This is a genomic window from Paenibacillus sp. JT31N17 (assembly GCF_056269255.1).
This window is the reverse complement of record NZ_JBWDNP010000012.1, coordinates 67,731-89,341: the sequence shown is the minus strand read 5'-3', so window position 1 is coordinate 89,341 and position 21,611 is coordinate 67,731. Positions and strand designations below refer to the sequence as shown.

The following is a 21,611-nucleotide window of genomic DNA, read 5'->3' as shown; positions in this document are numbered from 1 at the left end:
AGAATTGCGCACATACTAGCACCGGAAGGAGGTGCTGGCAGTGAACAACAGTCAAGACGGACAAACGAAGCAGGTTCCTGCAGAGGCGCAGGATAGCGCTGAGCAGAAGCAGCAGCGCAGACAGCAACCGGGCGGCAAGGCACCGGAATCGGCAGGTTTTGATAAGAAATTGGACGGCCCGAACCGGCCTTCGATATAGCGTCTGCGGCGGGAGCCGGCAATATGTTCAGCAATCGGTCAGTGCCGGTTGCTTTTTCTTTTGCTTTCAAATTCCGTCGGCGTTATAATAGTAGAAAATGATCTCATATTAGGAGTGATTACACATGTCAATGTCTTTTGAACGATATATGCTCGATATGGTGCAGCCGATGCGCGATGATCTTACACGCCTTGGAATCGAGGAGCTTCGCACGCCCGAAGAAGTGGAAGCCAAGCTTCCGGATGCCAAAGGAACCGCGCTTGTTGTCGTCAACTCCGTTTGCGGCTGCGCAGCGGGTCAATGCCGTCCAGGGGTAGCCGAGGCGCTCCAGAACGAATTGAAGCCCGATCACCTGTACACCGTGTTTGCCGGACAGGATAAAGAAGCGACAGCCAAAGCGCGTGAATATTTTGCTCCATACCCTCCTTCATCTCCGTCAATCGCCATAATGAAAGACGGCGAACTGGTTTATTTTATCGAACGTCATCAAATCGAGAACCGTTCGGCAGCCGACATCGCGGCAGATCTGACTTCCGCTTTCGAACGTTTTTGCAGCTAAGAGGTGATGGAATGAGCTTACAGCAGGAAATTATTGCGAAGCTTGGCGTAAAACCGGAAATCGATCCGAAGGATGAAATACGCAAGCGGGTTGACTTTCTGAAGGAATACGTTGTGAAGTCAGGGACGACCGGGCTGCTCATCGCAATAAGCGGCGGGATCGACAGCGCCGTTGCCGCCGGCCTGTGCAAGCAAGCGACTGATGAGCTGTCTGCGGAAACAGGCAAGGATTATATGACGCTTGGAGTCTTCCAGCCCTACGGGGAGCAAAGCGATATTGCCCATAGCTACGAGGTGGCGGAGGCTTTTAACCTGAAGCACCGCATAGAAACCAACATTGAGGAAGCGGTCGATGAGATCGCCCTTGAGGTGGAGCATGGCTTGAAGTCGATCGGCATGTCCCGGCATATCAGCCGCGGCGGCAAAGGCAATGTGAAGGCGCGTACCCGGATGGTTACACAGTACGCATTGGCCTTTGAGCTTAATCTGCTGGTCGTCGGCACGGATCATGCCTCGGAAGCCATTACCGGCTTCTACACCAAGTGGGGAGACGGGGCAGTTGATATTACCCCGCTCTCCACACTGAACAAACGCCAGGTCCGCCAGCTGGCAGCCGTTCTCGGCGTTCCCGCAAGCGTACAGGGCAAAGCTCCTACCGCGGGACTTTGGGAAGGTCAGACGGACGAGGAAGAGCTGGGTATCACCTATGATGAGAACAGCGCTTATCTCGAAGGCAAAACGGTAAGTGATTCAGCCTGCGAGAAACTGGAACGCCAGTACATCAAGACTGCACATAAACGCGAGCCGATTCCCGGCATATAAGCGGTATGTCCGATAAGCTCTTCACCCTATCAGGTGGGGAGCTTATTAACGTTTGCAGTCAATACGCTTCGGTGGACAATTCGGCATTCCGAATTACACAGCAAGCAAGGGAGAGAAATCTGAATGATTGTCGGGATCGGGCATGATTTGACATCGCTGGAACGAATGAAGAGGCTGCTGGAAGGAACTGCAGGAGCCCGTTTCCAGGAAAGGGTATTAACGCCTCTTGAGCTGAAGAGGGCGGTTGAGATGAGCGGCCTGCGGCTTATCGAGTTCACAGCAGGTCGCTTCGCCGCCAAAGAAGCGGTATCCAAAGCCTTCGGCTGCGGAATCGGCCGTACGCTGTCCTTTCACGATATCGAGATTGGCCGCGATGATTGCGGCAAGCCGCTCTGCAGACTGGCTGACAAGGCTTGGGAGAGGCTCAGGATGTCTCCGGCATCAACGGCCATCCATGTCACGATAACGCATGATCACTCGCTGGCTTCGGCTTTTGTGATCGTTGAGCGAATGGCATAGGAGAAGAAGTCGGATTTCTGGTCAAAGGGAGACCCGATTCACAGTCCGCGGGTCAGCATAATTTTGCAATAATAGGAAGGCAGTCCTGGTCTGAAACGGTCCGGGGCTGCCTTTTTGCCGTTCGAATTTTTGAAATTACCTTCCATTCATTCGTACTGTTAGGTAAAAATATATTGCTAAATAGGCAGTATTGAAGAGTTTTTCTTGAATTTTCTTATTGACAATAAAGGTTGATTGCCTTAAATTTACCTAACGGTACATATATGTTGTGCCATAAAAATATGAGTTCGGAATAACTGCTATTACAGCTTAAAGAGACAAAAAATAAAACTGTAAAAGCTTAGATATCCCCATCTCAGAAATTCAGGAGGAGTACAAAATGAGCAAGTCTTTGCCGTCACTTCGAACTTGGCTGGGAGTGATTTCTCTCGCGCTGGGGGCAGCCGTTATCGTGACGACCGAATTCATCCCTGTCGGCTTCCTGCCGAACGTTGCCGGCGATCTGAATGTGACGCTTGGAGCTGCGGGATTGATGGTGCTCGTCCCCGGCCTGAGCGCGGCTGTCGCGGCGCCGCTGGTTATCGTTGGAGCCGGCCGTCTCGACCGCCGCCTTCTGATTGTTGTACTGGGCATTCTCGTCGTGCTGTCGAATGCGATTGCGTTCGTGGCGCCTAATTTCGGCATCCTGCTTCTGGCGAGAGTATTCCTGGGGGTCGCGATTGGCGGTTTTTGGGCCGTGGTCCCTTCGCTGGGCTTTCGCCTGGCAGGCCCGGAGGCGGGCACGCGCGCGACGTCGGTTATCTTGGCAGGCTTATCGGCGGGCACTGTAATCGGACTCCCCGCAGGACAGTTCTTCGGGAACCTCATTGGATGGCGGTTGACTTTTGCCGGAGCGGCGGCTCTGGCGGTCCTGATCGTCGTCATTCAGCTTGCGGTTCTGCCGAAGATTCCGGCGATCGGCAGGATGCGGTTCACTCACCTCATAAAGGTGTTCCGCGTTCCGATCGGCCGGACCGTGCTTATCGTGGGAGGAATGGTCACTGTGGGGCAGTTCGCCGCATCCACGTTTGTGACGCCGTTTCTCCTGCAGAATGCTCAAATGGAATCTGAGCTGGCTACTGTGCTGTTCCTTGGTTACGGGCTCGCCGGCATCGTCGGCACGCTGCTCGGCAGCGCACTTGTGGCACGCAGCCGCATTTGGACCTTCGTGGGTGCCGCCGCCGCGTTCGGGATCATCCTGGCCGTCCTGCCCGCACTGAGCGATGCTCCGATCATCGTCAGCATTCTTTTTGTCGCAAGGGGCATCATATGGGGACTTGTGCCTCTGGCGCTTCAGACCCTGATGCTGACAGCAACTCCGGATGCCCCGGAAGCATCGTCCGCCATGCTGATCACCGTGATGCAGCTGGCCATTGCGGTCGGCTCCGCACTGGGGGGCCTGCTTGTTGACTCGGCCGGGCTGGCTGCCGTGTTCATCGTCAGCGGAATCATTGCCATCGCTTCGTCGCTCTTTGGCCTTATCGCCCGCCGCGGCGTGTGACTGCTTTCCAGTCGTTGAGAAACGGCGAAGTGTCATAAGAAGGATAGGGATGGCAGCTGTACCGCATTGAAGATGTATGAATAGGCGATAATAACAGAAATTAAGGGCAGATGATTTATAATGATCCGGCCAGGAGGCCAGATTGACCGGCACATCGGTCAGATGGCTCCGCTTGCTGTCGGACGTTTCCGAAATGCAATTTACTGTCTCTCTGTAATTCAACGGTTGACATTGTAGAGCGCAGATATTAATATACCTATAGGTACAAAACAATGTTCAACAATTTTTGCAGGAAATATACCAGTGGCTCTATTGGGAAAGTAAGGTCTGTTAAGGGCTTGACGAATTTATTAGTTTCATCTTAGGAGGAGTTCAAAAATGGAAACAAGCATATTCAAAGATACTGATTTTTTTACCGTTATTCGCGATCGGCACGCGGTGCGCAAATACGATCCCAACGTGAAGATTCCCGTACAGGAGCTGAAAGAGATGCTGTCGCAGGCTACTCTCGCCCCTTCCGGAGCCAATGTGCAGCCATGGAGATTTCTGGTCATTGACGATCCGGCTCTGAAAGAGAAGCTGCTGCCGGTTGCGTTCAATCAGGAGCAGACGTTGACCTCTTCCGCGGTGATTGTCGTATTGGCGGACCTTGAGGCCTATAAAGAAGCGGATAAAATTTATTCGCAAGCGGTCGAGGCCGGATACATGACGAACGAGACGAAAAACCAGCTCGTCACAAACCTGACAAACCATTACACGAAATCCAGCCCCGACAAGACTAAAAACGCTTTTCTCATTGATTCGGGCCTTGTCTCTATGCAGATTATGCTTGTGGCAAAAGCGCATGGCTACGATACCTCACCAATGGGCGGTTATAACGCCCAGCAGCTCAAAGAATTATTCGATATACCGGACCGCTATGCCGACGTTATGCTGATTGCGGTCGGCAAAGCGCTTGAGCCCGCTCACCCGACTGTCCGCCTGCCTGTCGAGGACGTGACGTTCTGGAATGGAATCAGCAAATAATATCTCATCACCAGCTTGAAACTCTACGTCGATTGAAGGACATGTTTGAAATTATAAAAATCCGAAAACAGGCACCGGCGTTATCGCGCGCTGCCTGTTTTTCTTTTGTTTCGGGCGCTCTTCCGCATTTTCCCAAAACGCCTGCCTCAGCTTGACTTCCTGAAGTCTGAAGCGTATGTTTATAATTCACGCCAAAATACAAAAAAAGAACCCTATCATCCGGTTGAAAGCGGATAGGGCTGCTGTTGATCCATTCGGATAGGTCAGTATGAAGAGCCTGCGCCAGTTGAGCGAGGTTCTTTTTATATTGGAGGATAAATTGTCATTTCTTGCCGCTGAGCCAGCTTGCCAGCCCTTCGATCTCTTCGGCCGTCAGCCGCGACTCGAATGCAGGCATGCTGTCGCCGCCTTTTTTAATTTGCCGGGCGATTTGTTCCTTGGATAACCGCTTGCCTACATGCTGAAGATTTGTTTCAGGGCCCATTTTACCCTGGAGCTCCGAGCCATGACAGGATATGCAGGCGGAGCGGGCGATTTGCACAACCTCGGCCGGACCTTCCAGCGCGTTTGACGGACTTCCGCAGGCGCTTAGCAGCAAGATAGCCAGAATGGACAGAAGCAGGGATAGCAGCGGGCGCAAAGATGCTTGCAGATAGGATGGTATGATCACAAAGTCCTCCATTGTTCACCTTATAGAATCGTACTATGCCGCCAAAGGACGGTGCAGCCGTGTGTCCTGACTTTAGAACTAATCTTTCAGGGTATTTTCTCCAGTATAGGACGTTTGGGCAAACCTTTGCAAACCTGACATGCCCGGTCGTATCCTTTTAACCTTTTTGTACGTATAATGTTAGTTGGAGTGAATGAAAGTTTTCATTATTATGATGATTGGAGCAGAAAATGAAGCCTACCTACATGACGATCATCCGAAACTATTTTCACCATTTCCATGCTGATGTGGCAATGGCATCATTTTCATATACGAGACCGGGCTTGAGGGTGCAGAGCCTTCCCGAGTTTTATCGCTTATGGTACATAAAAGAAGGACAAGGGGTCCTTTATATGAACGGGCACCGCTATGAAGTACAAACAGGGCAGCTGTATCTGCTGCCGCCGGGATCCCAGATCGTTTTTGGCAGCGAGACTTTGCCTGCGATCGGCATCTACTGGTGCCACTTTCGCGCATCAATGGGAGATATGCAGCTGTTTGAGCTGCTCCAGCTCCCATTTTGCGTTAAACCCGTACATGGAGATCATATCATCGATTGCTTCGAAAGCCTCATCCATGCTTTTCACTCAACATCATTGTCCAGTGATTTGAGGGTGAAGGCGGGCATGCTTGAGGTTATTGCTTATTATCTCGATTATTGCGGACAGCAGGAGGAGATTATGCAGCGAATCGATTCGCTCGAAGTGATCGATCGTGTGTTAGAATATATTGATGAGCACCTGGATGGCAATATTGGTGTGGACGAGCTGGCGAAGCTGGCTTTTCTGCACCCGAACTACTTTATCAGTTTTTTCAAAAGTGCAGTCGGTTTTTCGCCCATTCAGTATGTCAACAGAAGACGCCTGGAGGAAGCCAGACGGCTGCTGGAACAAACGGACCGCGCTGTGAATGAGGTTGCCGGGCAGGTGGGGCTGCAAAATCATTATTTGTCCCGGCTGTTCAAGCAGCATATCGGATTGTCTCCGACGCAGTACAGGCGCGTTCACCGTGAATCGCATCTCTTGCTCGAGGAAGGTGACCACTAAGTATGGATAGGGAAGCAGCAGATTATTTCAGCCGCGAGCTGCTCGGCTGGTACCGTGAGAATAAACGTGTCCTGCCATGGAGGATCAATCGTGATCCCTACAGGATCTGGGTATCCGAAGTGATGCTGCAGCAGACCCGGGTGGATACGGTCATTCCTTATTATGAACGTTTCATGGAGAAATTCCCTACGGCGGCTGCTCTTGCGCAGGCCCCCGAGGAGGAAGTGCTGAAGTGCTGGGAAGGGCTTGGCTATTATTCGCGTGCCCGCAACCTGCAGGCCGGAGCAAGCGAGGTGCTCACCCGGCACGGAGGCATAGTTCCGGATAACAAGGATGCCGTTTCGTCACTGCGCGGAGTAGGTCCTTACACGGCTGGCGCCATTATGAGCATTGCCTTCAACCGGCCGGAGCCGGCTGTGGACGGCAACGTCATGCGTGTGCTGTCGCGGTATTTCTGCCTGGAGGACGATATTGCCAAGCCTTCGACGAGGATCAAAATCGAGAAGCTTGCTAAGTCGCTCATTCCTGAGGGAGCGGCCGGCGATTTCAATCAGGCGCTCATGGAGCTCGGAGCGCTTGTCTGTACTCCCAAGTCACCGGGCTGTCTGACCTGCCCAGTGATGGCGCACTGCGAGGGAAGGATGGCAGGGAAGGAGCATACGCTGCCGATCAAGACAAAGGCCAAGCCGCCGCGGCCGGAAATGCGGCTTGCCGCACTTGTTGTTGGCAGCGGCGAGCATGCCGGCAAGATACTGGTGCGTCAGCGACAGGGCAGCGGCCTGCTGGCCCGGATGTGGGAGCTGCCGCATGTATTGGGGCCCCAGCAGCCGCCAGGCGGCGAAGCGAGGCCCAGAGGCCGCGGGCGGAAAGCCGCCGCGGCTGGAGGCACTGCAGATATCGGCAGCGGTGAAGCGCTGCTGATGCAGAGCGCAGCCGCAGCCGGAACAGATGGCGGCCTGCTTTCCCTGAAGAGCGCTGCGGAGCCGGAGCTTATTCCGGATTCCGGGGTCGGACCTCGCGGCAGCGCTGCCAGCAGCGGCCTAGCAGGCAGGGCCAATACCCACGCCATTCACGCGGATATGCTGTGCCGTGAGCTGTTCGCCCAGGATGGGCTGCTTGTCCGACCGGCCGGCTGGTGGGGCGAGGCGGAGCATGTATTCAGCCATATCGTTTGGGATGTGCAGGTGTACCGCGCGGAATTCGGGTATTGGCTTGCCAATGAAGCGGCGCTTGAAAAACCGGATCATTCCGGAGGAACGTTATTCGGGAGCGGAGGCGCTCAGAATTTCCTCGCGGCTGAGTCGGGCGCATCTTACACGACAAAGGGGAAGCCGCGGAAGGAACCAAACGGCGGATTGCCTCCACACTACCGCTGGATCGGGCCGGAAGATATGCGCGAGCTGGCTTTTCCCAATGTTTTTCTGCGCCTGCTTCGGGATTATTGGGAAACCACCGATTGAATCTTGAACAGGATATCTTTTACAATAGAATTAGGCGGCAAAACAGCTATTAATGGAAATGGGGAATTTTGAATGAGCCAAATGTTGGATGTGCTGTTCCGGGAGAAAATTGTGGCGATCTTCCGCAACATTGAGGACAAGTATGCCGACCAGGCAGCCGAGGCGCTGCTGGACGGCGGGATTACCCTGATGGAAATAACGATGAATACGCAGGGCGCTGCGGGAATGATCAGCCGCTGGCGCGATAAATACGGGAACAGAGCGGGGATCGGCGCAGGAACGGTGCTTGATCTGCCGATGGCGAAGGAAGCCGTCGCCGCAGGCGCCCAGTTTCTGATTTCTCCCAATCTGGATGAAGTGGTTGTCGATTACGGAACGAAGAACGGCATTTCCGTATGGCCAGGCGTTATGACGCCAACTGAGATTGTAAGGGCATGGAAAGCGGGAGCGGAAGCGGTGAAGATCTTCCCGATGGGAACGCTTGGCTGGAAGTATTTGGCGGAAATCAAAGCGCCTCTGGATAAAATACCGATGATGGCCACCGGCGGCGTCGATCTGGACAATATTCAGGACTACTTCAAAGCAGGCGCGTGTTCCGTGGGAATGGGCAGCAAGCTGGTAAATATGGAATGGGTGCGAGAAGGACGTTTTGATTTGCTGACCGAGCGGGCCCGTAAATTCGCGGATGCGGTCAAATCGCTGTAGGCGGTGTAATTATGAGGATAGCTTTGATTATAAGCGCGGCGCTTGTCGCGCTTCTTTTGTGGTTGATCTGGATTATCGCAGCCAGAGCCCAGCAGCCGAGGAGAATGGCCAATCCTTCTGTTCCGGTCGGTAACTACCGGTCATTTGCATTCAACAGCGGAGGAATTGCGCTTCAGGCATGGCTCTTGTTTCCGGACGATGAGATGCAGTTTCGGGATTCCGGCCTGCTGCCGCTGGTTATCGTGGCGCATGGCTGGGGCTCTAATCGTTCGCGTGTGTTGAGATATACGCAGCCGCTGCTCGATGAGGGGCTCGCCGTTCTGCTGTATGATGCGCGAAGCCATGGGGACAGCGGAGCCATCAAAGCCCCTTCGGCGCTGATGTTTCGGGACGATATTCAAGCCGCGGTATTGGCTGCCCGCAAGCTGCCGGATATTGATCCGCAGCGGATAGCCGTTCTGGGCCATTCGCTCGGCGGCTTCGGCACGCTGCTCGCGCTGGGTGCGGGACTTCCTGTAAGGGCGGTTGTTACCGATTCGATGCCTACCCGCTTCGAGACCATGCTGAAGGCTGATTTGAAGCGGAAGAAGCTGCCGTTCTTCCCGCTTGGTTACTTCATTCCGGCGATTTGGCTGCTGCGTGCCGGGATCTCTCGTGCCGAATACAGGGCGGCACAAATTCCTTATGCGCTGGCGGCGAACGAAGCTGGTGCCGGGGTGCCGGTGTTGATGATTCATGCGAAGGGAGACAGCTTCATCCCGGCGGATGATCTGCGGATACTTGCGGAGCAGTGGCCGGTTGATGCCTTTTATGTGGAGGGAAGCGGGCACAGCCAGTCCGAGCAGGACCCTCGGTTTTGGAGCAAAGTGATTCCATTTCTTAAGGAGAATCTCTTATGACAAAAAAAGAGGCCTGCGGCAATATCCGCAGGCGCAAGAGAGAATATATAATAAAGGGGGGTCATGTCTCTATTATAGGCAAATAAGATGAAAAGAACATGAAGGAAACATTACAATTATATTACAAATACATCCGGGTTCTGGAGCAGATAGAAAGCGACAGGTTCCGGATTAGAAACATCCGGGTTCTGGAGCAGATAGAAAGCGACAGGTTCCGGATTAGAAACATCCGGGTTCTGGAGCAGATAGAAAGCGACAGGTTCCGGATTAAAAACATCCGGGTTCTGGAGTAGATAGAAAGCGATGATGAGAGAAAATAAAGTTCTTTAGTAGAGATAATGAGAGGCAGTATACAGACAATTCGAGTAAGACTTGCCTCTATCCCCTGAGCGATTCTCCTGTGTTTCAACGGGTTCAAGTGATTTCATTCTTTTAACCCAAGGGTACCCCTGAAGAAGTTCGGGCACGCGTCACCGCTTACAACATAAACTATTAGATTCAGAGCCAGTGGACATAAAAAAAGAAGACCCCTGAAGAATTCAAGGGCCATCTCCTGAAAGCTTAACTCCGCGGTGGTTTGTTTTAACTGTCCACAATCCGGTTCAACGTTTAGCTCTGCTGGAGGGTGAAAAAATAAATTGAACAACAAATAACGCTATGATATAATCTATAGCGTTATTGACAAATTAAAATACGTGATGTATCCAATTTTATTCCTACTTTAATTGTACATCTGGAACTTTGATTTGTCAATGCTCTTTTTTATCCCAAAAAAAACGGAAAAAGGAGTGTGTTCAAGGAGAAATGGAAGCGAATGACTGGCGGCAGGAACAGGAGCGACTGGAATGGGTCAGGAACAAGCTGCAGGCGAGAATCGCCGAACTGGAACCGGAGGTTGCCGGACTGCGCGATCAGGCAACGGACATCCGCAAGCGGTTTTGGGAAGAAGTTACGATCAACACAAGCACGCACGAAGATTTCGAAGAGACCTTCTACACGATTACCCAGCAGTCCGCAGTATTGGCCGAACGGGAGCGCGGCCACAAGCTGTTGACGCAGCAATGGAAAAGCATGAATCGTCTGCTCCCGTCTCCTTATTTTGGACGCATCGACTTTCAGGAGGATGGCCTGAACCTCAGCGAGCAGATCTATATCGGCGTATCTTCCTTTGTCGACGAAGAGGGGTTGAGCTTTTTGATCTATGACTGGCGAACGCCAATCGCGAGCCTGTACTACGACTACTCCCCCGGCCAGGCTTCTTATGTCACGCCGGCCGGACGAATCGAAGGGACGATGGAGCTCAAACGGCAGTTTCAGATTCAAAACGGACAAATCCGCAACATGTTTGACGCAAGCGAAACGATCGGAGACGAGTTGCTGCAGCAAGTGCTCGGCAAAGATGCGGACTCGAAAATGAAGAGTATCGTGGCAACCATCCAGAAGGAACAAAACGCCATCATCCGCAATGACAAAAGCCGGATGCTTATCGTACAAGGGGCGGCCGGCAGCGGTAAGACTTCTGCGGCACTGCAGCGGGTGGCATACCTGCTGTACAAACACCGCCAGACGATCAGGGCCGATCAGATCGTTCTTTTCTCACCGAATCCGATGTTTACCAGTTATATCTCCACCGTCCTGCCGGAGCTCGGTGAGGAGAATATGCAGCAGACGACTTTTCAAGAATATCTCGACTATTGGCTGGGTTCCTCGTTACGGCCGGAGGATGCCTTTGACCAGATCGAATATGTACTGACCGCACAAGGAGCGCCGGGGTATGAGGCTCGTCTTCAGGGGATCGAGTATAAAGCTTCCGAGACTTTCCTGCAGGCCCTGCAGAACTATGGAATGTGGTTGGGACGGGAAGGCATGCGGTTCAACGGTATCCGGATTCGGGACCGCGATTTGATTACCGCGGAGCGAATGAGAGCGAAATTTTACGGTTATGACCGTTCCCTGCCGTTGACCAATCGTGTCGTTCTCTTGCAGGAATGGCTGCTGAATGAACTGGCTTCGCTGGAACGCATGGAACGGGAAGCGCCTTGGGTACAGGAAGAGTTGAATTATCTCGACACCGAGCAGTACATGGAAGTCTTCGGAACGCTGCATAAAGAGAAGGAATTATTCGACCTTGCGGAAAATTACGCCACAGTTCGCGAGAAAATGAACAACAAGCGCCGGGAAGATGAAGGCGACTTTGATTTCGCCCGGAAGGAGGAAGATCTGCTCCGCCGAAGGATCGTGAAAGAAATCTTTAAACCGCTAAGGAAAAGTGTGAAGAAATTTTCGTTTGTAGATGTCAAAGGCATATATGGCCAATTGTTTGAGGGCGGAGCCGCTTATCGGGAGAAAACGAATGGGGCCGCCATCCCCCCGCTGTGGCCTGAAATATGCAGGCAAACCAAGGAAATGCTGCTCCGCAGCGAGTTGTTACACGAGGATGCGACTCCGTATTTGTATGTAAAAGAACTGATTGAAGGCGTCCGGACGAACACGGAAATCCGGTATGTCTTCGTCGATGAGGGACAGGATTATTCGGCGTTTCAATATGAATATCTAAAAAAGCTGTTTCCCCGTGCCCGAATGACGGTGCTCGGCGATTTCGGGCAAGCGATCTTCATGCAGGCCACAAGTTTGGCCGCATCCGACTCGCCGCTTGTCCGCCTCTTCGGCGAAGCCGAAACAAGCCTTGTCTGTCTTGTACGCAGTTATCGTTCAACCAGGGAGATTGTTGAATTTACGAAATCGATGCTTCCGGACGGGGAAGAAATTACACCGTTTGAAAGAGGAGGCCAAAAACCCCTCTTGACGAAACTGGACGGCGGTGAGAAGCGTGATGCGCAAATTCTGGCAGACATCGCGGCGCTCAGGGCCGAGGGCTTTGATTCCATCGCGGTCATTACGAAGACAGCCGCCGAAAGCCGGGATGTCCATGAATCGTTACGGATTCAAGGAGGCGAAGCTCTGCAGCTCATTACGAAGGAGACGCTGGTCTTTGAAAAAGGAGTGATGGTCATTCCCGTATATCTCGCCAAGGGTGTCGAGTTCGATGCAGTCTTGGTCTATGATGCTTCTCCTGAAGCTTATGGCAGGGACAACGAACGCAAGCTTCTTTATACGGCGTGTACGCGGGCCATGCACCGGCTTCATCTTTACACGACGGGCGACTGGTCGCCGTTCGTGCAGGCATTGCCTGCGAATTTGTACGATTTAGCGCCATATTGACGGATCGGTGGCGACGCAGACTACTTCGACACCGATATGAAGACGATCCATAGACTGTCACCGGCTGTACGCTGTCCTTATCCGCCGTTATCCCGCTTGCAGGCCGGATGACCGATAAATCGGCTCCGATTCGCTCGTATGCAAACAGCCTTGGCCGTTAGCCGGCCAAGGCTGTTTTTTGCTGATTATGTGAGTCTATACAGTAAATCTTTACAAGGGCATGGGACTGTTCCCCGCCGGCTCGGCGCTGTGAGGCTTGCCGCTGGACATGACACAGCTTATCGTCTTTACGCGCCATCCAGGGGATCGGGCTTCTTGATAGGGATGGGCATGTTCGGCGCAATCACCTGCATTCCGCTGTTCCCGCAAGCCGTTTTGGGTTCTGGAGGTTCTTTATCACTTCTAATTAGTGGTATATTTATTGAGAAGCGGATTAATAGACTTAAATCCGGGAGCAAGCGGCAAATAACATTTGGAGTTGGTGGAAGGAGGAGTAAAAATGAACTTTTCGAAACTGGAGGATTATCTGAATCGGTTTTACATCGAGAAAAACATTCCCGGCGTGGGTTTTGCAATGTACTACAAGCACAAGCCTGTCTTTGAGCACTATGCAGGATTTTCCGATGTAGAGAATCAAATCAAATTTGGACCCGATACGATTTTCAGGCTCTATTCAGCGACCAAGGTCATAACCTGTACGGCGCTCCTGCAATTGTTCGAGGCTGGAAGGTTTAAGCTCAGCGATCCGCTAGATGCGTATATTCCCGAGTACAGGAACATGACCGTCCGGCATATTCTGAAGGATGGGTCGGAGGAAGTGCGTCCCGCGCAGAACAACATCACTATTGAGCATCTGTTTAGCATGACGGCAGGGCTTGACCAACGGGATACCGGGGAGACCCGAAAAGTTATCGAGGAATCAAAAGGCGAAGGCAAAACGCTGGATGTTATCAAGGCGCTTGCCAAAGAACCGCTGATCTTCGAGCCGGGCACACATTTCAAATACGGTGCCTGCCATGATGTATTGGGTGCGCTTATCGAGGTGCTGTCGGGCAAGACCTTCGGGGCCTATCTCAAGGAGAATATTTTTGACAGGATCGGTATGAGTGAGACTTCTTTTGCTCTGAAGGACGAGAAGCGCTTCTGTAAGCTTTACAATAATTTCAATGGAAAGACGCATACTGCCGAGAGCATAGGGGAGACATTTGTCCTCCAACCTGGCAGGGCTTATGAGAGCGGCGGCGGCGGACTCTATTCTACCGTAGCCGATTACATCTTGTTTGCCGAGGCGTTGTGCAACCATGGCTTGGCGTCAAACGGCGAGCGCATCCTAAAAAAAGAGACAGTCAATGAGATGAGGAAAAAGCGCTTGTGCCAAGACGCGCAGCAGGATTTCGCCAAATTCGGCGGAGTGAGCAAGAACGGCTACAGTTATGGCCTTGGCGTACGGACGCTGGTGGATAGGGAGGAAAACAACTCTTTGAGCCAAAATGGCGAATTCGGCTGGGATGGCGCCCGAGGGTGCTATGTTGTCATTGATCCGGAGGCAGAAGTGGCACTGTTCTATGCACAGCAAGAGGGAGGCTCGCCATGGTACCGCTGGCACGGGACGATACGAAATTACGCCTATGCCAGCGTCTGGGGAGATTAACCAATATAATATTGGTTATGAAGGCGGTTAAGCAGTGCAGCAGGATGAGCAAAGGATCCCGTCAATTACAATATTAAATCAAACAGGTTGGTACCATTGACCGGGAGTCTAAGCTGCCTGTTGAAGCCATTAGGCAAATCTATCAAGGAATCTAACAAACAGGAAAAAAACTAAAAGAGGGCGTATCCGGATATACGCTCTTTTTTAGCGCAGTATAATAGCTAATATGGAATTTATTTACATCCAGGACAACCTCTCGTTTACTTCCATTTTATATAGTTTTGGAGTTTGCACCAATGTTTTTACATATGCATTTCTATCTTTCCAGGCAGAGGAGCTCTAACAGGGGGCTGTGTTTTTCGGTAACTTATGGCTTAATAAGGGAGGGAATAATTAAAGTATAAGGAAGGAGATGGCCTTTGAAGATAGTCGGTTTTTGGCGAAGATCGATATTTATACGGCTTGTTCTTACCTTTCTGATCGTTATGGTACCGCTGTACGGAATCGGCATCAGTATGTACAAATGGGGCGTTACCGCGATCAAAAGGGAAATACTCAATACAAAGGCAGCCCAGATGTCCTACTATCTGGATAAACTCGAAAAGGAGATTCAGGGACTCAAGCTGGTACAGTCTGATACGCTTTACAATGACGATATTAACCGGCTGGCCAATAGTGTTCCGTTCATGGACAACTACGAACGCGGTTATTATTTGAACAAGCTGCAGCAGAGGCTGAGTGCGATTAAAAACGGCAGTAATTACATTGAAAATGTAATCGCCTACATTCCATCCATAGGGCGGACAATTCCTGCAGAAGGCAGTATAGAAGATTTGCAGGAAACGGATTTGAAATGGATGACGTTCTTCGACAACTCGACTCCTTCGCAGTTGATTTATAGCGATGAGCAGCTGCTTCTTAACGCTTTTTTTCCGCCCAACTACATCAAGAAAATCCCTCAGCCTTTATATGCTGTGCAGATCAAGCTATCCCTCCCTCGGCTCAAGGAGTCTCTGCAGCAATTCAACCTGAACGAGAATAGCGGTTCATTCCTTGTGGATGCCCGCAAGCATTTGCTGATTTCAGACAACAGGGCAGCGCCAACCCAGGAACGTATCCGCTTGCTGGTAGGCATTTCCGATAGCGGCAGCGGTTCAATTACGATTAAAGGAGAGCGTTACCTTTATATTTACCGCACTTCATCCTATATGGGTCTTACACTGGTCAGCTATATTCCGGAAAGCTCTCTGTTTGCCGGGCTGGGAAAATACGAATTCTCGTTCTGGCTGCTTTCTGCTGCGGTACTATTGATCATCATTCTTTTTTCGCTGACGATTCTCCGCTTTATCAGGATGCCGCTGCATACACTGATCAGAGGGTTTAAACGGCTTGAAAACGGAGATATGGATTTCTCGATCGGTCATCGTTATGAAGATGAGTTTGGTTTTCTCTATGACAGATTCAATTCTATGCTCGGACGGTTGCGATCGCTGATCGACCAGAACTATAAGCAGACCATCATGGTGCAGCGGGCGGAGCTGAAGCAGCTGCAAGCCCAGATAAACCCGCATTTTCTCTATAACAGTTTTTTTATCCTTTACACGATGACCAGGCGGGGAGAATATGAGCAATTAATGAAATTTCAGCTTCAGCTGGGGGAGTATTTCCAATTTGTAACCCGAAATGCTTCGGATGAGGTAACTCTCGAGCAGGAAGTCAACCACGCGCGAACCTATTGCGATATACAGTCGATGCGATTCTCCAACAGAATTCGGGTGGAGTTCGGCGAGCTGCCGCCGGCCTATGCAAACGTAGTTGTGCCGCGGTTAATTCTGCAGCCCATTATTGAGAACGCTTTCGAGCATGGTCTGGAGAATCTGGAAGAGAACGGTCTGCTGAGAGTCCGGTTCCTTCCGGAGAAAGACGGATTGCTCATTGAAGCAGCGAACAACGGAGCGCCGATGACAGACGAACAGCTGCGCAAATTCGAGTCCGATATAGAATCGAATGAACACGCGGAAGTCACAGGCTTGAGCAATATACACCGGCGGATCAGGCTGCTTCTCGGGAACAGGTGCGGTCTCAGCATTGCAAGCGGCAAGTTCGGTGTCGTGGTAACGATCCGGCTGGCAACAATCTGAAAGTGAAGGGGGATTCCGATGTATACGCTTTTGATAGTCGATGATGAACCGATTATCGCCGACGGCTTGTATGAAGATTTCAAAGATTGCGGTGAATGGGAAATGGATGTGCATCGCGTCTATTCCGGGAAGGGAGCGCTCGAGCTATTGGGCCGGATGAAAGTCGATATTGTCATTTCGGATATTCGTATGCCTGGCCTGGATGGAATCGGATTGCTTCATCATGTTAGAAGCAATTGGCCATCCTGCCGTGTGATCTTTTTAACCGGTTATAAGGAGTTTGACTACGCGCATCGCGCCATGGAGAACGGTGCAGTCCGATATATTCTGAAAACGGAAGGGTATGGCAAGGTAAGAGAGGCCGCCCGGCAGACCATAGCGGAGATTGAGCGGTCGCTTCGTGCCGAAGCGCTGATTGCCGAGGCGGAAGAAAGGCTTCAGGTATTGAACGAGATGCTGCTGCAGGACATGCTGGCAGCCGCGCTGTGCAAAGAGATGGAGGCCGGTCCAGACATTGCCGAAGAGCTGATGCGGATTGGCTTGCCTCTCAATCCCTTCAAGCCGGTCTGGATGGCCGTCTGCCGATTCGACACGCCATTCCCGCCGGTTCCGTCAGGATATATGGCCAGAAAGGCAGCGGTCGAAACGATCCGTCTGATTGCCGAGCGGTATTTTTCGCCACTTGTGGAGAGCGTCATGACCGCTTCCGGTTCGAATCTGATGGCATGGCTCCTGCAGGCGAAAAATAAAAATAACGGTTCTGAATTCTCCAGCCATCGGGATGAGCAAATCGGACTGTTCATCCGCGAAACGCTCGAAACCATCCAGAGGGCAGCAAAGGAAACGACGGAGCGGACGGTTTCCTTTGCGGTTTGCACGGAGACTATTGAATGGGAGCGGATTGCGGAAGCGTATCAATCGCTCGCGCTCCTTCTTGATTACCGGTTGGGTGCAGGTACGGAGATGCTTCGTACCGATAAGCAGGAGACCCGGTCCCAGGATATCGTTACCAAGGTCAAAGTCTATATTGACGCGCATCTTCACGAGGATATTTCTCTTGTGAGGCTTGCGGATCTGGTTCATTTCAATCCGACCTATCTATCCCGCTTCTTTAAACAACAAACCGGTCTAAACCTTTCCGAATTCATCCAGACTGTCCGGCTAGACCGGGCCAAGCAGCTGCTGGCCGATTCCGAGAACCGCATCCACGACATAGCAGCATCGCTCGGGTATGGTTCCGCTTCGAACTTTGCACGTTCCTTCAAGAAGCTGACGGGTCTCGCCCCACAGGATTACAGAGATGCATTTTGCAGGTAAACAAATGAATAGGGCGTAAAGAAATGATGATATGAAAACGCTTTAATCTTTTCTATAATGAAAACACGGTGGCCACTGTAAATAATGATAAAAGGGGAACGAGTATGGAAAAGAAATCTTCATACACTAAAATTTTCCTTATTGCTGTCCTTACGGCTGCAATTCTGGTTCTTACGGCCTGCGGAGATAACGCGACAACGAACAAAGAAAGCGATGATTCACCGCAAGCAAGCAATACATCGAACGACAACACGGGGGAAGCGGCCGTCTCTAATGCGGAAGACGCGAAGGGAATATACAGCCCTCCGATTACCGTTACATCGGTTATGGGCTTAAGCGATCAGGTCCAGAAAGCCGTCGCCATCAAACCGGATGTTGCAAGCGACAACATATGGACCCGGGGCTATGAGAAGGAATTGGGAATCAAGGTTAACTACCTCTGGACGGTACCCGGGGCACAGATGGAACAAAAAATGAACGTGGCGATTTCTGCAAATGATTTGCCGGACATCATCCCTGCCAACTCACGACAATTCAAGATGCTGGTTGATACGGGTGTGGCCATGGATATCACGAAACTGTTTGATCAGTACGCCTCCGATTTCACACAGAAAATGATGGAAGCCGACAAGCGAATCGGTTTGAATCAGGCAACTGTGGAAGGCAAACTGATGGGTCTCCCGCAGCTGAATGGGGCCATTGATGCAGCATCGATGATTTGGATCCGGGCGGATTGGCTGAAAAATCTCGGTCTGGAGCCTCCCAAGACAATGGACGATGTAATGAAAATCGCGGAGGCTTTCACTAAAAACGATCCGGACCAGAACGGAGTCAATGATACCTACGGACTTGGGCTCGTGAAGGACTTGATGGGCGGTTTTGCCGGGCTTGACGGTTTCTTCGAGGGCTATCACGGTTACATTAACGGGTGGATAGATGACGGATCGGGCAATCTTGTCTTTGGGGGGATACAGCCGCAAATCAAGAGCGCACTCGCCAAGGTGGCGGAACTGTACAAGAACGGATATATCGACAAGGAGTTTTCCGTTAAAGACACCGCAAAGGTCGCCGAGTCGGTAACAGCTGGCAAAGTCGGAATGCAATTCGGCCAGCATTTCAACCCGTTCTACCCGCTGCAGGATGCGAAGAACAAGGACCCGAAAGCGGATTGGCAGGCGTTCCCGGTTGTCTCTGCAGACAGTGAGCCCGCCAAGCCGATGATTAACGGCTCTGCAGGCACGTTCTACGTCGTCAATAAGAATATGAATAATCCGGAAGCAGCGATCAAGCTTTACAATTATTTCTATGCCAAAGACCCGGCGATCAGCCCGGAATTCGATCCCGCTTATCACGGCAAGAACGGCGAGCTCGAAAAAGCGCCGGATCAAAGCTTTCAATTGGCTACTATGTCGACGTTCTACCCGCAGCAGAATCTGTTCATCCATCAGAGCGTGAACAAGTATTTCAAGGAAAAGGATCAATCGGTCTTGGAGAATTACTGGGTCAAGGATAACGTGGAACAGATCGAGAAGTACAAGGCTGGCGATAATAAGCTCTGGAGCGCCTACGCTTGGGCGGGTCCCGACAACAGCGCATTCAACGTGATCGACTACTACGACAAGAATAATCTTTTTTTGCAAAACGGCTATATCAAAACCGATACGGACTCGACTACTCAAAAGGGAGCGACGCTTAAGCAGATGCGCGACGAGACGTTCACGAAAATCATTATGGGAACGGCGCCCGTCGATGAGTTCGACGCTTACGTGATGAAATGGAAGAAGCTCGGCGGGTACGACATTACCAAAGAAGTCAACGCAGCCAAGTAAGGTATCGAAGCCGGTTGGGTGGATGAAATCGCTCCTTCAACCGGCTATAAATAGAACAGGGAGTGTAAAGGGATGGCGATTAGACAAACCGCGTCTCATACCGGCAGTTATACCAAACGTGCGCGTGCCGCAGCGAAATTCAGGCAGCAGATTCCAATGCATCTCATGCTGCTCCCATGTATTCTGCTGGTCGTGGTCTTCAGCTACTATCCGATGGTTGGCATACTGATCGCATTTCAGAACTACAATCCGACGAAAGGGTTCTTTAACTCGGAGTTCGTCGGCCTCGAGAACTTTGACTATGTTTATGCAATGCCGGAGACGATGCAGGTGCTCTGGAATACGATCTTTATTGCTCTGCTTAAGATCATTTTCGGGCTGCTGGTGCCTGTCATATTTGCGATACTGCTTGATATGGTCCGCCGCAGCTTCGTGAAGCGATCCATTCAGACGCTGATTTATATTCCGCACTTTTTGTCCTGGGTCATTCTGTCGGGCATCCTGGTTGATATTTTGTCCCCGACTGACGGCATCATCAGCTTCATGCTGAAAGGAATGGGAATCGAACCTGTTTTTTTTCTGGCAAACGAGCGAATATTCCCTTATATCCTGGTCGTTACCGATGTTTGGAAGGAGTTCGGCTACGGGACGATTATTTATCTGGCGGCGATCACTTCCATTAACACCTCGCTCTACGAGGCTGCCGTGATGGACGGCGCCAGCCGTTTTCGCCAAGTGCTGCATGTCACCATTCCGGGTATCATGCCCATCGTTGTGCTGATGGCGACGCTCAGTCTCGGCAATGTGCTGAACGCAGGCTTCGAGCAAGTATTCAACCTGTACAGCCCCGTCGTATACAAGACCGGCGACATCCTGGATACATTCGTTTACCGGATCGGATTGCTGAACAGCCAATATGGCGTTGCTACCGCGGTCGGGCTGTTCAAATCAGTCGTTTCGTTTGTTTTCATCGTCGCAGGCTACAAGCTTGCCTCCAAATTCGCAGGCTATCGCATTTTCTGACAAAGGAGCGTGCAGCATGCATCACCAAACGTTGGGCGGCAAAGTATTCGAAGGCGTAAATTATCTATTCCTTGCTGCCAGTGCGCTGCTATGTATTTTTCCGATTATCCACGTGTTGGCCGTGTCCTTCAGCAGCAGTACCGCAGCTGCTGCCGGGGAGGTGACGCTATGGCCTGTCGACATTAACCTAAGCTCTTATAAATATGCGCTTAATAATCCGCAGTTTCTCACCTCCTTCCTTGTGACGCTGGAGCGTGTGGCACTCGGCGTTTCTGTCAATATGCTGTTAACTATTTTCGCGGCCTATCCTTTGTCAAAGGAACGCGGTGATCTGTATGGGCGGAATGTTTATTCGTGGTACCTGTTTATCACGATCATTTTCAGCGGCGGACTCATTCCCTGGTATATGACAGTTAAGCAGCTTGGCCTGCTGGACTCGGTGTGGGCGCTGATTCTGCCGGGTGCGGTCCCTGTATTCAACGTCATCATTTTGCTTAACTTTTTCCGCCAGCTCCCGAAGGAGATCGGGGAATCGGCCTTCATCGACGGCGCGGGTCACTGGACCATTCTAAGTCGAATTTATTTGCCGCTTTCGAAGCCGGCTCTCGCGACATTAGTGCTCTTTACCTGTGTAGGGCACTGGAACTCCTGGTTCGACGGGCTGATACTGATGAGCTCGCCGGAGCATTATCCGCTGCAATCCTATCTGCAGACGATCATCGTCAACCGCGATATGTCCCTGTTTACGACCGCCTCGCAGGAGGAACTCAAGACGTTGTCCCAGGTGTCCGACCGCACATTGAAATCGGCGCAGATTTTTATCGCGGCAGCCCCGATTCTGGCCGTGTATCCGTTTCTTCAGAAGTATTTCATGAAAGGTATTGTACTTGGCAGCGTGAAGGGCTGACGCCAGTTTGGCAACTATTGCTTTTTATACGTTAATAT

19 protein-coding genes are annotated in these 21,611 nt (G+C 51.5%); 18 read left to right on the top strand and 1 reads right to left on the bottom strand.

What is annotated here, in order from left to right:
• Positions 1-40: 40 nt before the first annotated feature.
• The 6 genes from AC0YOB_RS28070 (at position 41) to AC0YOB_RS28045 (ending at position 4,664) form a co-directional block, all read left to right on the top strand.
• Positions 41-199, top strand: a complete 159-nt coding sequence (locus tag AC0YOB_RS28070) for a hypothetical protein (protein WP_475795590.1) — start codon at positions 41-43, stop codon at positions 197-199.
• Between the two features lie 124 nt (positions 200-323).
• Complete coding sequence (locus AC0YOB_RS28065; protein ID WP_210044119.1) at positions 324-758, top strand: BrxA/BrxB family bacilliredoxin; 435 nt, start codon at positions 324-326, stop codon at positions 756-758.
• 11 nt (positions 759-769) lie between these two features.
• On the top strand, positions 770-1,579 hold the full coding sequence (gene nadE / locus AC0YOB_RS28060) for an ammonia-dependent NAD(+) synthetase (RefSeq protein ID WP_475795589.1): 810 nt from the start codon (positions 770-772) through the stop codon (positions 1,577-1,579).
• A gap of 123 nt (positions 1,580-1,702) precedes the next feature.
• Positions 1,703-2,098, top strand: coding sequence for a holo-ACP synthase (gene acpS, locus AC0YOB_RS28055; RefSeq protein ID WP_475795588.1), 396 nt, complete (start codon positions 1,703-1,705; stop codon positions 2,096-2,098).
• A 379-nt stretch (positions 2,099-2,477) separates the two neighbouring features.
• Positions 2,478-3,638 (top strand): MFS transporter, encoded by a 1,161-nt coding sequence (locus AC0YOB_RS28050; protein WP_475795587.1) that lies wholly within the window; start codon positions 2,478-2,480, stop codon positions 3,636-3,638.
• Positions 3,639-4,016: 378 nt separating this feature from the next.
• Positions 4,017-4,664 carry a nitroreductase family protein gene (locus AC0YOB_RS28045; protein WP_475795586.1) on the top strand — a complete coding sequence of 216 codons (648 nt, stop codon included), beginning with the start codon at positions 4,017-4,019 and terminating at the stop codon, positions 4,662-4,664.
• A 322-nt stretch (positions 4,665-4,986) separates the two neighbouring features.
• Here AC0YOB_RS28045 and AC0YOB_RS28040 read toward each other — a convergent pair whose 3' ends face one another.
• Positions 4,987-5,334 (bottom strand): c-type cytochrome, encoded by a 348-nt coding sequence (locus AC0YOB_RS28040; RefSeq protein ID WP_475795585.1) that lies wholly within the window; start codon positions 5,332-5,334, stop codon positions 4,987-4,989.
• Between the two features lie 230 nt (positions 5,335-5,564).
• On the opposite strand from AC0YOB_RS28040, the gene AC0YOB_RS28035 reads away from it, so the two are divergent.
• From AC0YOB_RS28035 to AC0YOB_RS27980, 12 genes are all read left to right on the top strand, one after another.
• Complete coding sequence (locus tag AC0YOB_RS28035; RefSeq protein WP_210044125.1) at positions 5,565-6,419, top strand: helix-turn-helix domain-containing protein; 855 nt, start codon at positions 5,565-5,567, stop codon at positions 6,417-6,419.
• A 2-nt stretch (positions 6,420-6,421) separates the two neighbouring features.
• The gene (gene mutY, locus AC0YOB_RS28030; RefSeq protein ID WP_475795584.1) at positions 6,422-7,879 is read left to right on the top strand and encodes an A/G-specific adenine glycosylase; all 1,458 of its coding nucleotides are present in this window, start codon (positions 6,422-6,424) and stop codon (positions 7,877-7,879) included.
• 72 nt (positions 7,880-7,951) lie between these two features.
• The gene (locus AC0YOB_RS28025; RefSeq protein ID WP_475795583.1) at positions 7,952-8,584 is read left to right on the top strand and encodes a bifunctional 4-hydroxy-2-oxoglutarate aldolase/2-dehydro-3-deoxy-phosphogluconate aldolase; all 633 of its coding nucleotides are present in this window, start codon (positions 7,952-7,954) and stop codon (positions 8,582-8,584) included.
• Positions 8,585-8,595: 11 nt separating this feature from the next.
• Positions 8,596-9,483 (top strand): alpha/beta hydrolase, encoded by an 888-nt coding sequence (locus AC0YOB_RS28020; RefSeq protein ID WP_475795582.1) that lies wholly within the window; start codon positions 8,596-8,598, stop codon positions 9,481-9,483.
• Between the two features lie 98 nt (positions 9,484-9,581).
• Entirely contained in the window at positions 9,582-9,776 is a 195-nt protein-coding gene (locus tag AC0YOB_RS28015) for a hypothetical protein (RefSeq protein WP_475795581.1), read from the top strand.
• Between the two features lie 511 nt (positions 9,777-10,287).
• Positions 10,288-12,705 carry an RNA polymerase recycling motor HelD gene (gene helD, locus AC0YOB_RS28010; protein ID WP_475795580.1) on the top strand — a complete coding sequence of 806 codons (2,418 nt, stop codon included), beginning with the start codon at positions 10,288-10,290 and terminating at the stop codon, positions 12,703-12,705.
• A 499-nt stretch (positions 12,706-13,204) separates the two neighbouring features.
• Positions 13,205-14,356: a serine hydrolase domain-containing protein gene (locus tag AC0YOB_RS28005; protein WP_475795579.1), complete on the top strand. Its 1,152-nt coding sequence runs from the start codon at positions 13,205-13,207 to the stop codon at positions 14,354-14,356.
• 419 nt (positions 14,357-14,775) lie between these two features.
• Positions 14,776-16,497 (top strand): sensor histidine kinase, encoded by a 1,722-nt coding sequence (locus AC0YOB_RS28000; protein WP_475795578.1) that lies wholly within the window; start codon positions 14,776-14,778, stop codon positions 16,495-16,497.
• A gap of 18 nt (positions 16,498-16,515) precedes the next feature.
• A complete protein-coding gene (locus tag AC0YOB_RS27995; RefSeq protein ID WP_475795577.1) occupies positions 16,516-17,814 on the top strand; it encodes a response regulator transcription factor in 1,299 nt (432 codons plus the stop codon).
• 104 nt (positions 17,815-17,918) lie between these two features.
• Positions 17,919-19,643 carry an extracellular solute-binding protein gene (locus AC0YOB_RS27990; protein ID WP_475795576.1) on the top strand — a complete coding sequence of 575 codons (1,725 nt, stop codon included), beginning with the start codon at positions 17,919-17,921 and terminating at the stop codon, positions 19,641-19,643.
• 72 nt (positions 19,644-19,715) lie between these two features.
• On the top strand, positions 19,716-20,666 hold the full coding sequence (locus AC0YOB_RS27985; RefSeq protein ID WP_475795575.1) for an ABC transporter permease: 951 nt from the start codon (positions 19,716-19,718) through the stop codon (positions 20,664-20,666).
• A 16-nt stretch (positions 20,667-20,682) separates the two neighbouring features.
• A complete protein-coding gene (locus AC0YOB_RS27980) occupies positions 20,683-21,573 on the top strand; it encodes a carbohydrate ABC transporter permease (RefSeq protein WP_475795574.1) in 891 nt (296 codons plus the stop codon).
• The last annotated feature ends 38 nt before the right edge of the window (positions 21,574-21,611 follow it).

Bases quoted from the DNA above. Each gene is read 5' to 3' on its own strand.
- AC0YOB_RS28045 (WP_475795586.1), top strand. From the start codon at position 4,017: ATGGAAACAAGCATATTCAAAGATACTGATTTTTTTACCGTTATTCGC.
- AC0YOB_RS28065 (WP_210044119.1), top strand. From the start codon at position 324: ATGTCAATGTCTTTTGAACGATATATGCTCGATATGGTGCAGCCGATG.
- AC0YOB_RS28025 (WP_475795583.1), top strand. From the start codon at position 7,952: ATGAGCCAAATGTTGGATGTGCTGTTCCGGGAGAAAATTGTGGCGATC.
- AC0YOB_RS28005 (WP_475795579.1), top strand. From the start codon at position 13,205: ATGAACTTTTCGAAACTGGAGGATTATCTGAATCGGTTTTACATCGAG.
- AC0YOB_RS27980 (WP_475795574.1), top strand. From the start codon at position 20,683: ATGCATCACCAAACGTTGGGCGGCAAAGTATTCGAAGGCGTAAATTAT.
- AC0YOB_RS28050 (WP_475795587.1), top strand. From the start codon at position 2,478: ATGAGCAAGTCTTTGCCGTCACTTCGAACTTGGCTGGGAGTGATTTCT.
- AC0YOB_RS28015 (WP_475795581.1), top strand. From the start codon at position 9,582: ATGAAGGAAACATTACAATTATATTACAAATACATCCGGGTTCTGGAG.
- mutY (WP_475795584.1), top strand. From the start codon at position 6,422: ATGGATAGGGAAGCAGCAGATTATTTCAGCCGCGAGCTGCTCGGCTGG.
- AC0YOB_RS28020 (WP_475795582.1), top strand. From the start codon at position 8,596: ATGAGGATAGCTTTGATTATAAGCGCGGCGCTTGTCGCGCTTCTTTTG.
- acpS (WP_475795588.1), top strand. From the start codon at position 1,703: ATGATTGTCGGGATCGGGCATGATTTGACATCGCTGGAACGAATGAAG.
- helD (WP_475795580.1), top strand. From the start codon at position 10,288: ATGGAAGCGAATGACTGGCGGCAGGAACAGGAGCGACTGGAATGGGTC.
- nadE (WP_475795589.1), top strand. From the start codon at position 770: ATGAGCTTACAGCAGGAAATTATTGCGAAGCTTGGCGTAAAACCGGAA.
- AC0YOB_RS27990 (WP_475795576.1), top strand. From the start codon at position 17,919: ATGGAAAAGAAATCTTCATACACTAAAATTTTCCTTATTGCTGTCCTT.
- AC0YOB_RS27995 (WP_475795577.1), top strand. From the start codon at position 16,516: ATGTATACGCTTTTGATAGTCGATGATGAACCGATTATCGCCGACGGC.
- AC0YOB_RS27985 (WP_475795575.1), top strand. From the start codon at position 19,716: ATGGCGATTAGACAAACCGCGTCTCATACCGGCAGTTATACCAAACGT.
- AC0YOB_RS28035 (WP_210044125.1), top strand. From the start codon at position 5,565: ATGAAGCCTACCTACATGACGATCATCCGAAACTATTTTCACCATTTC.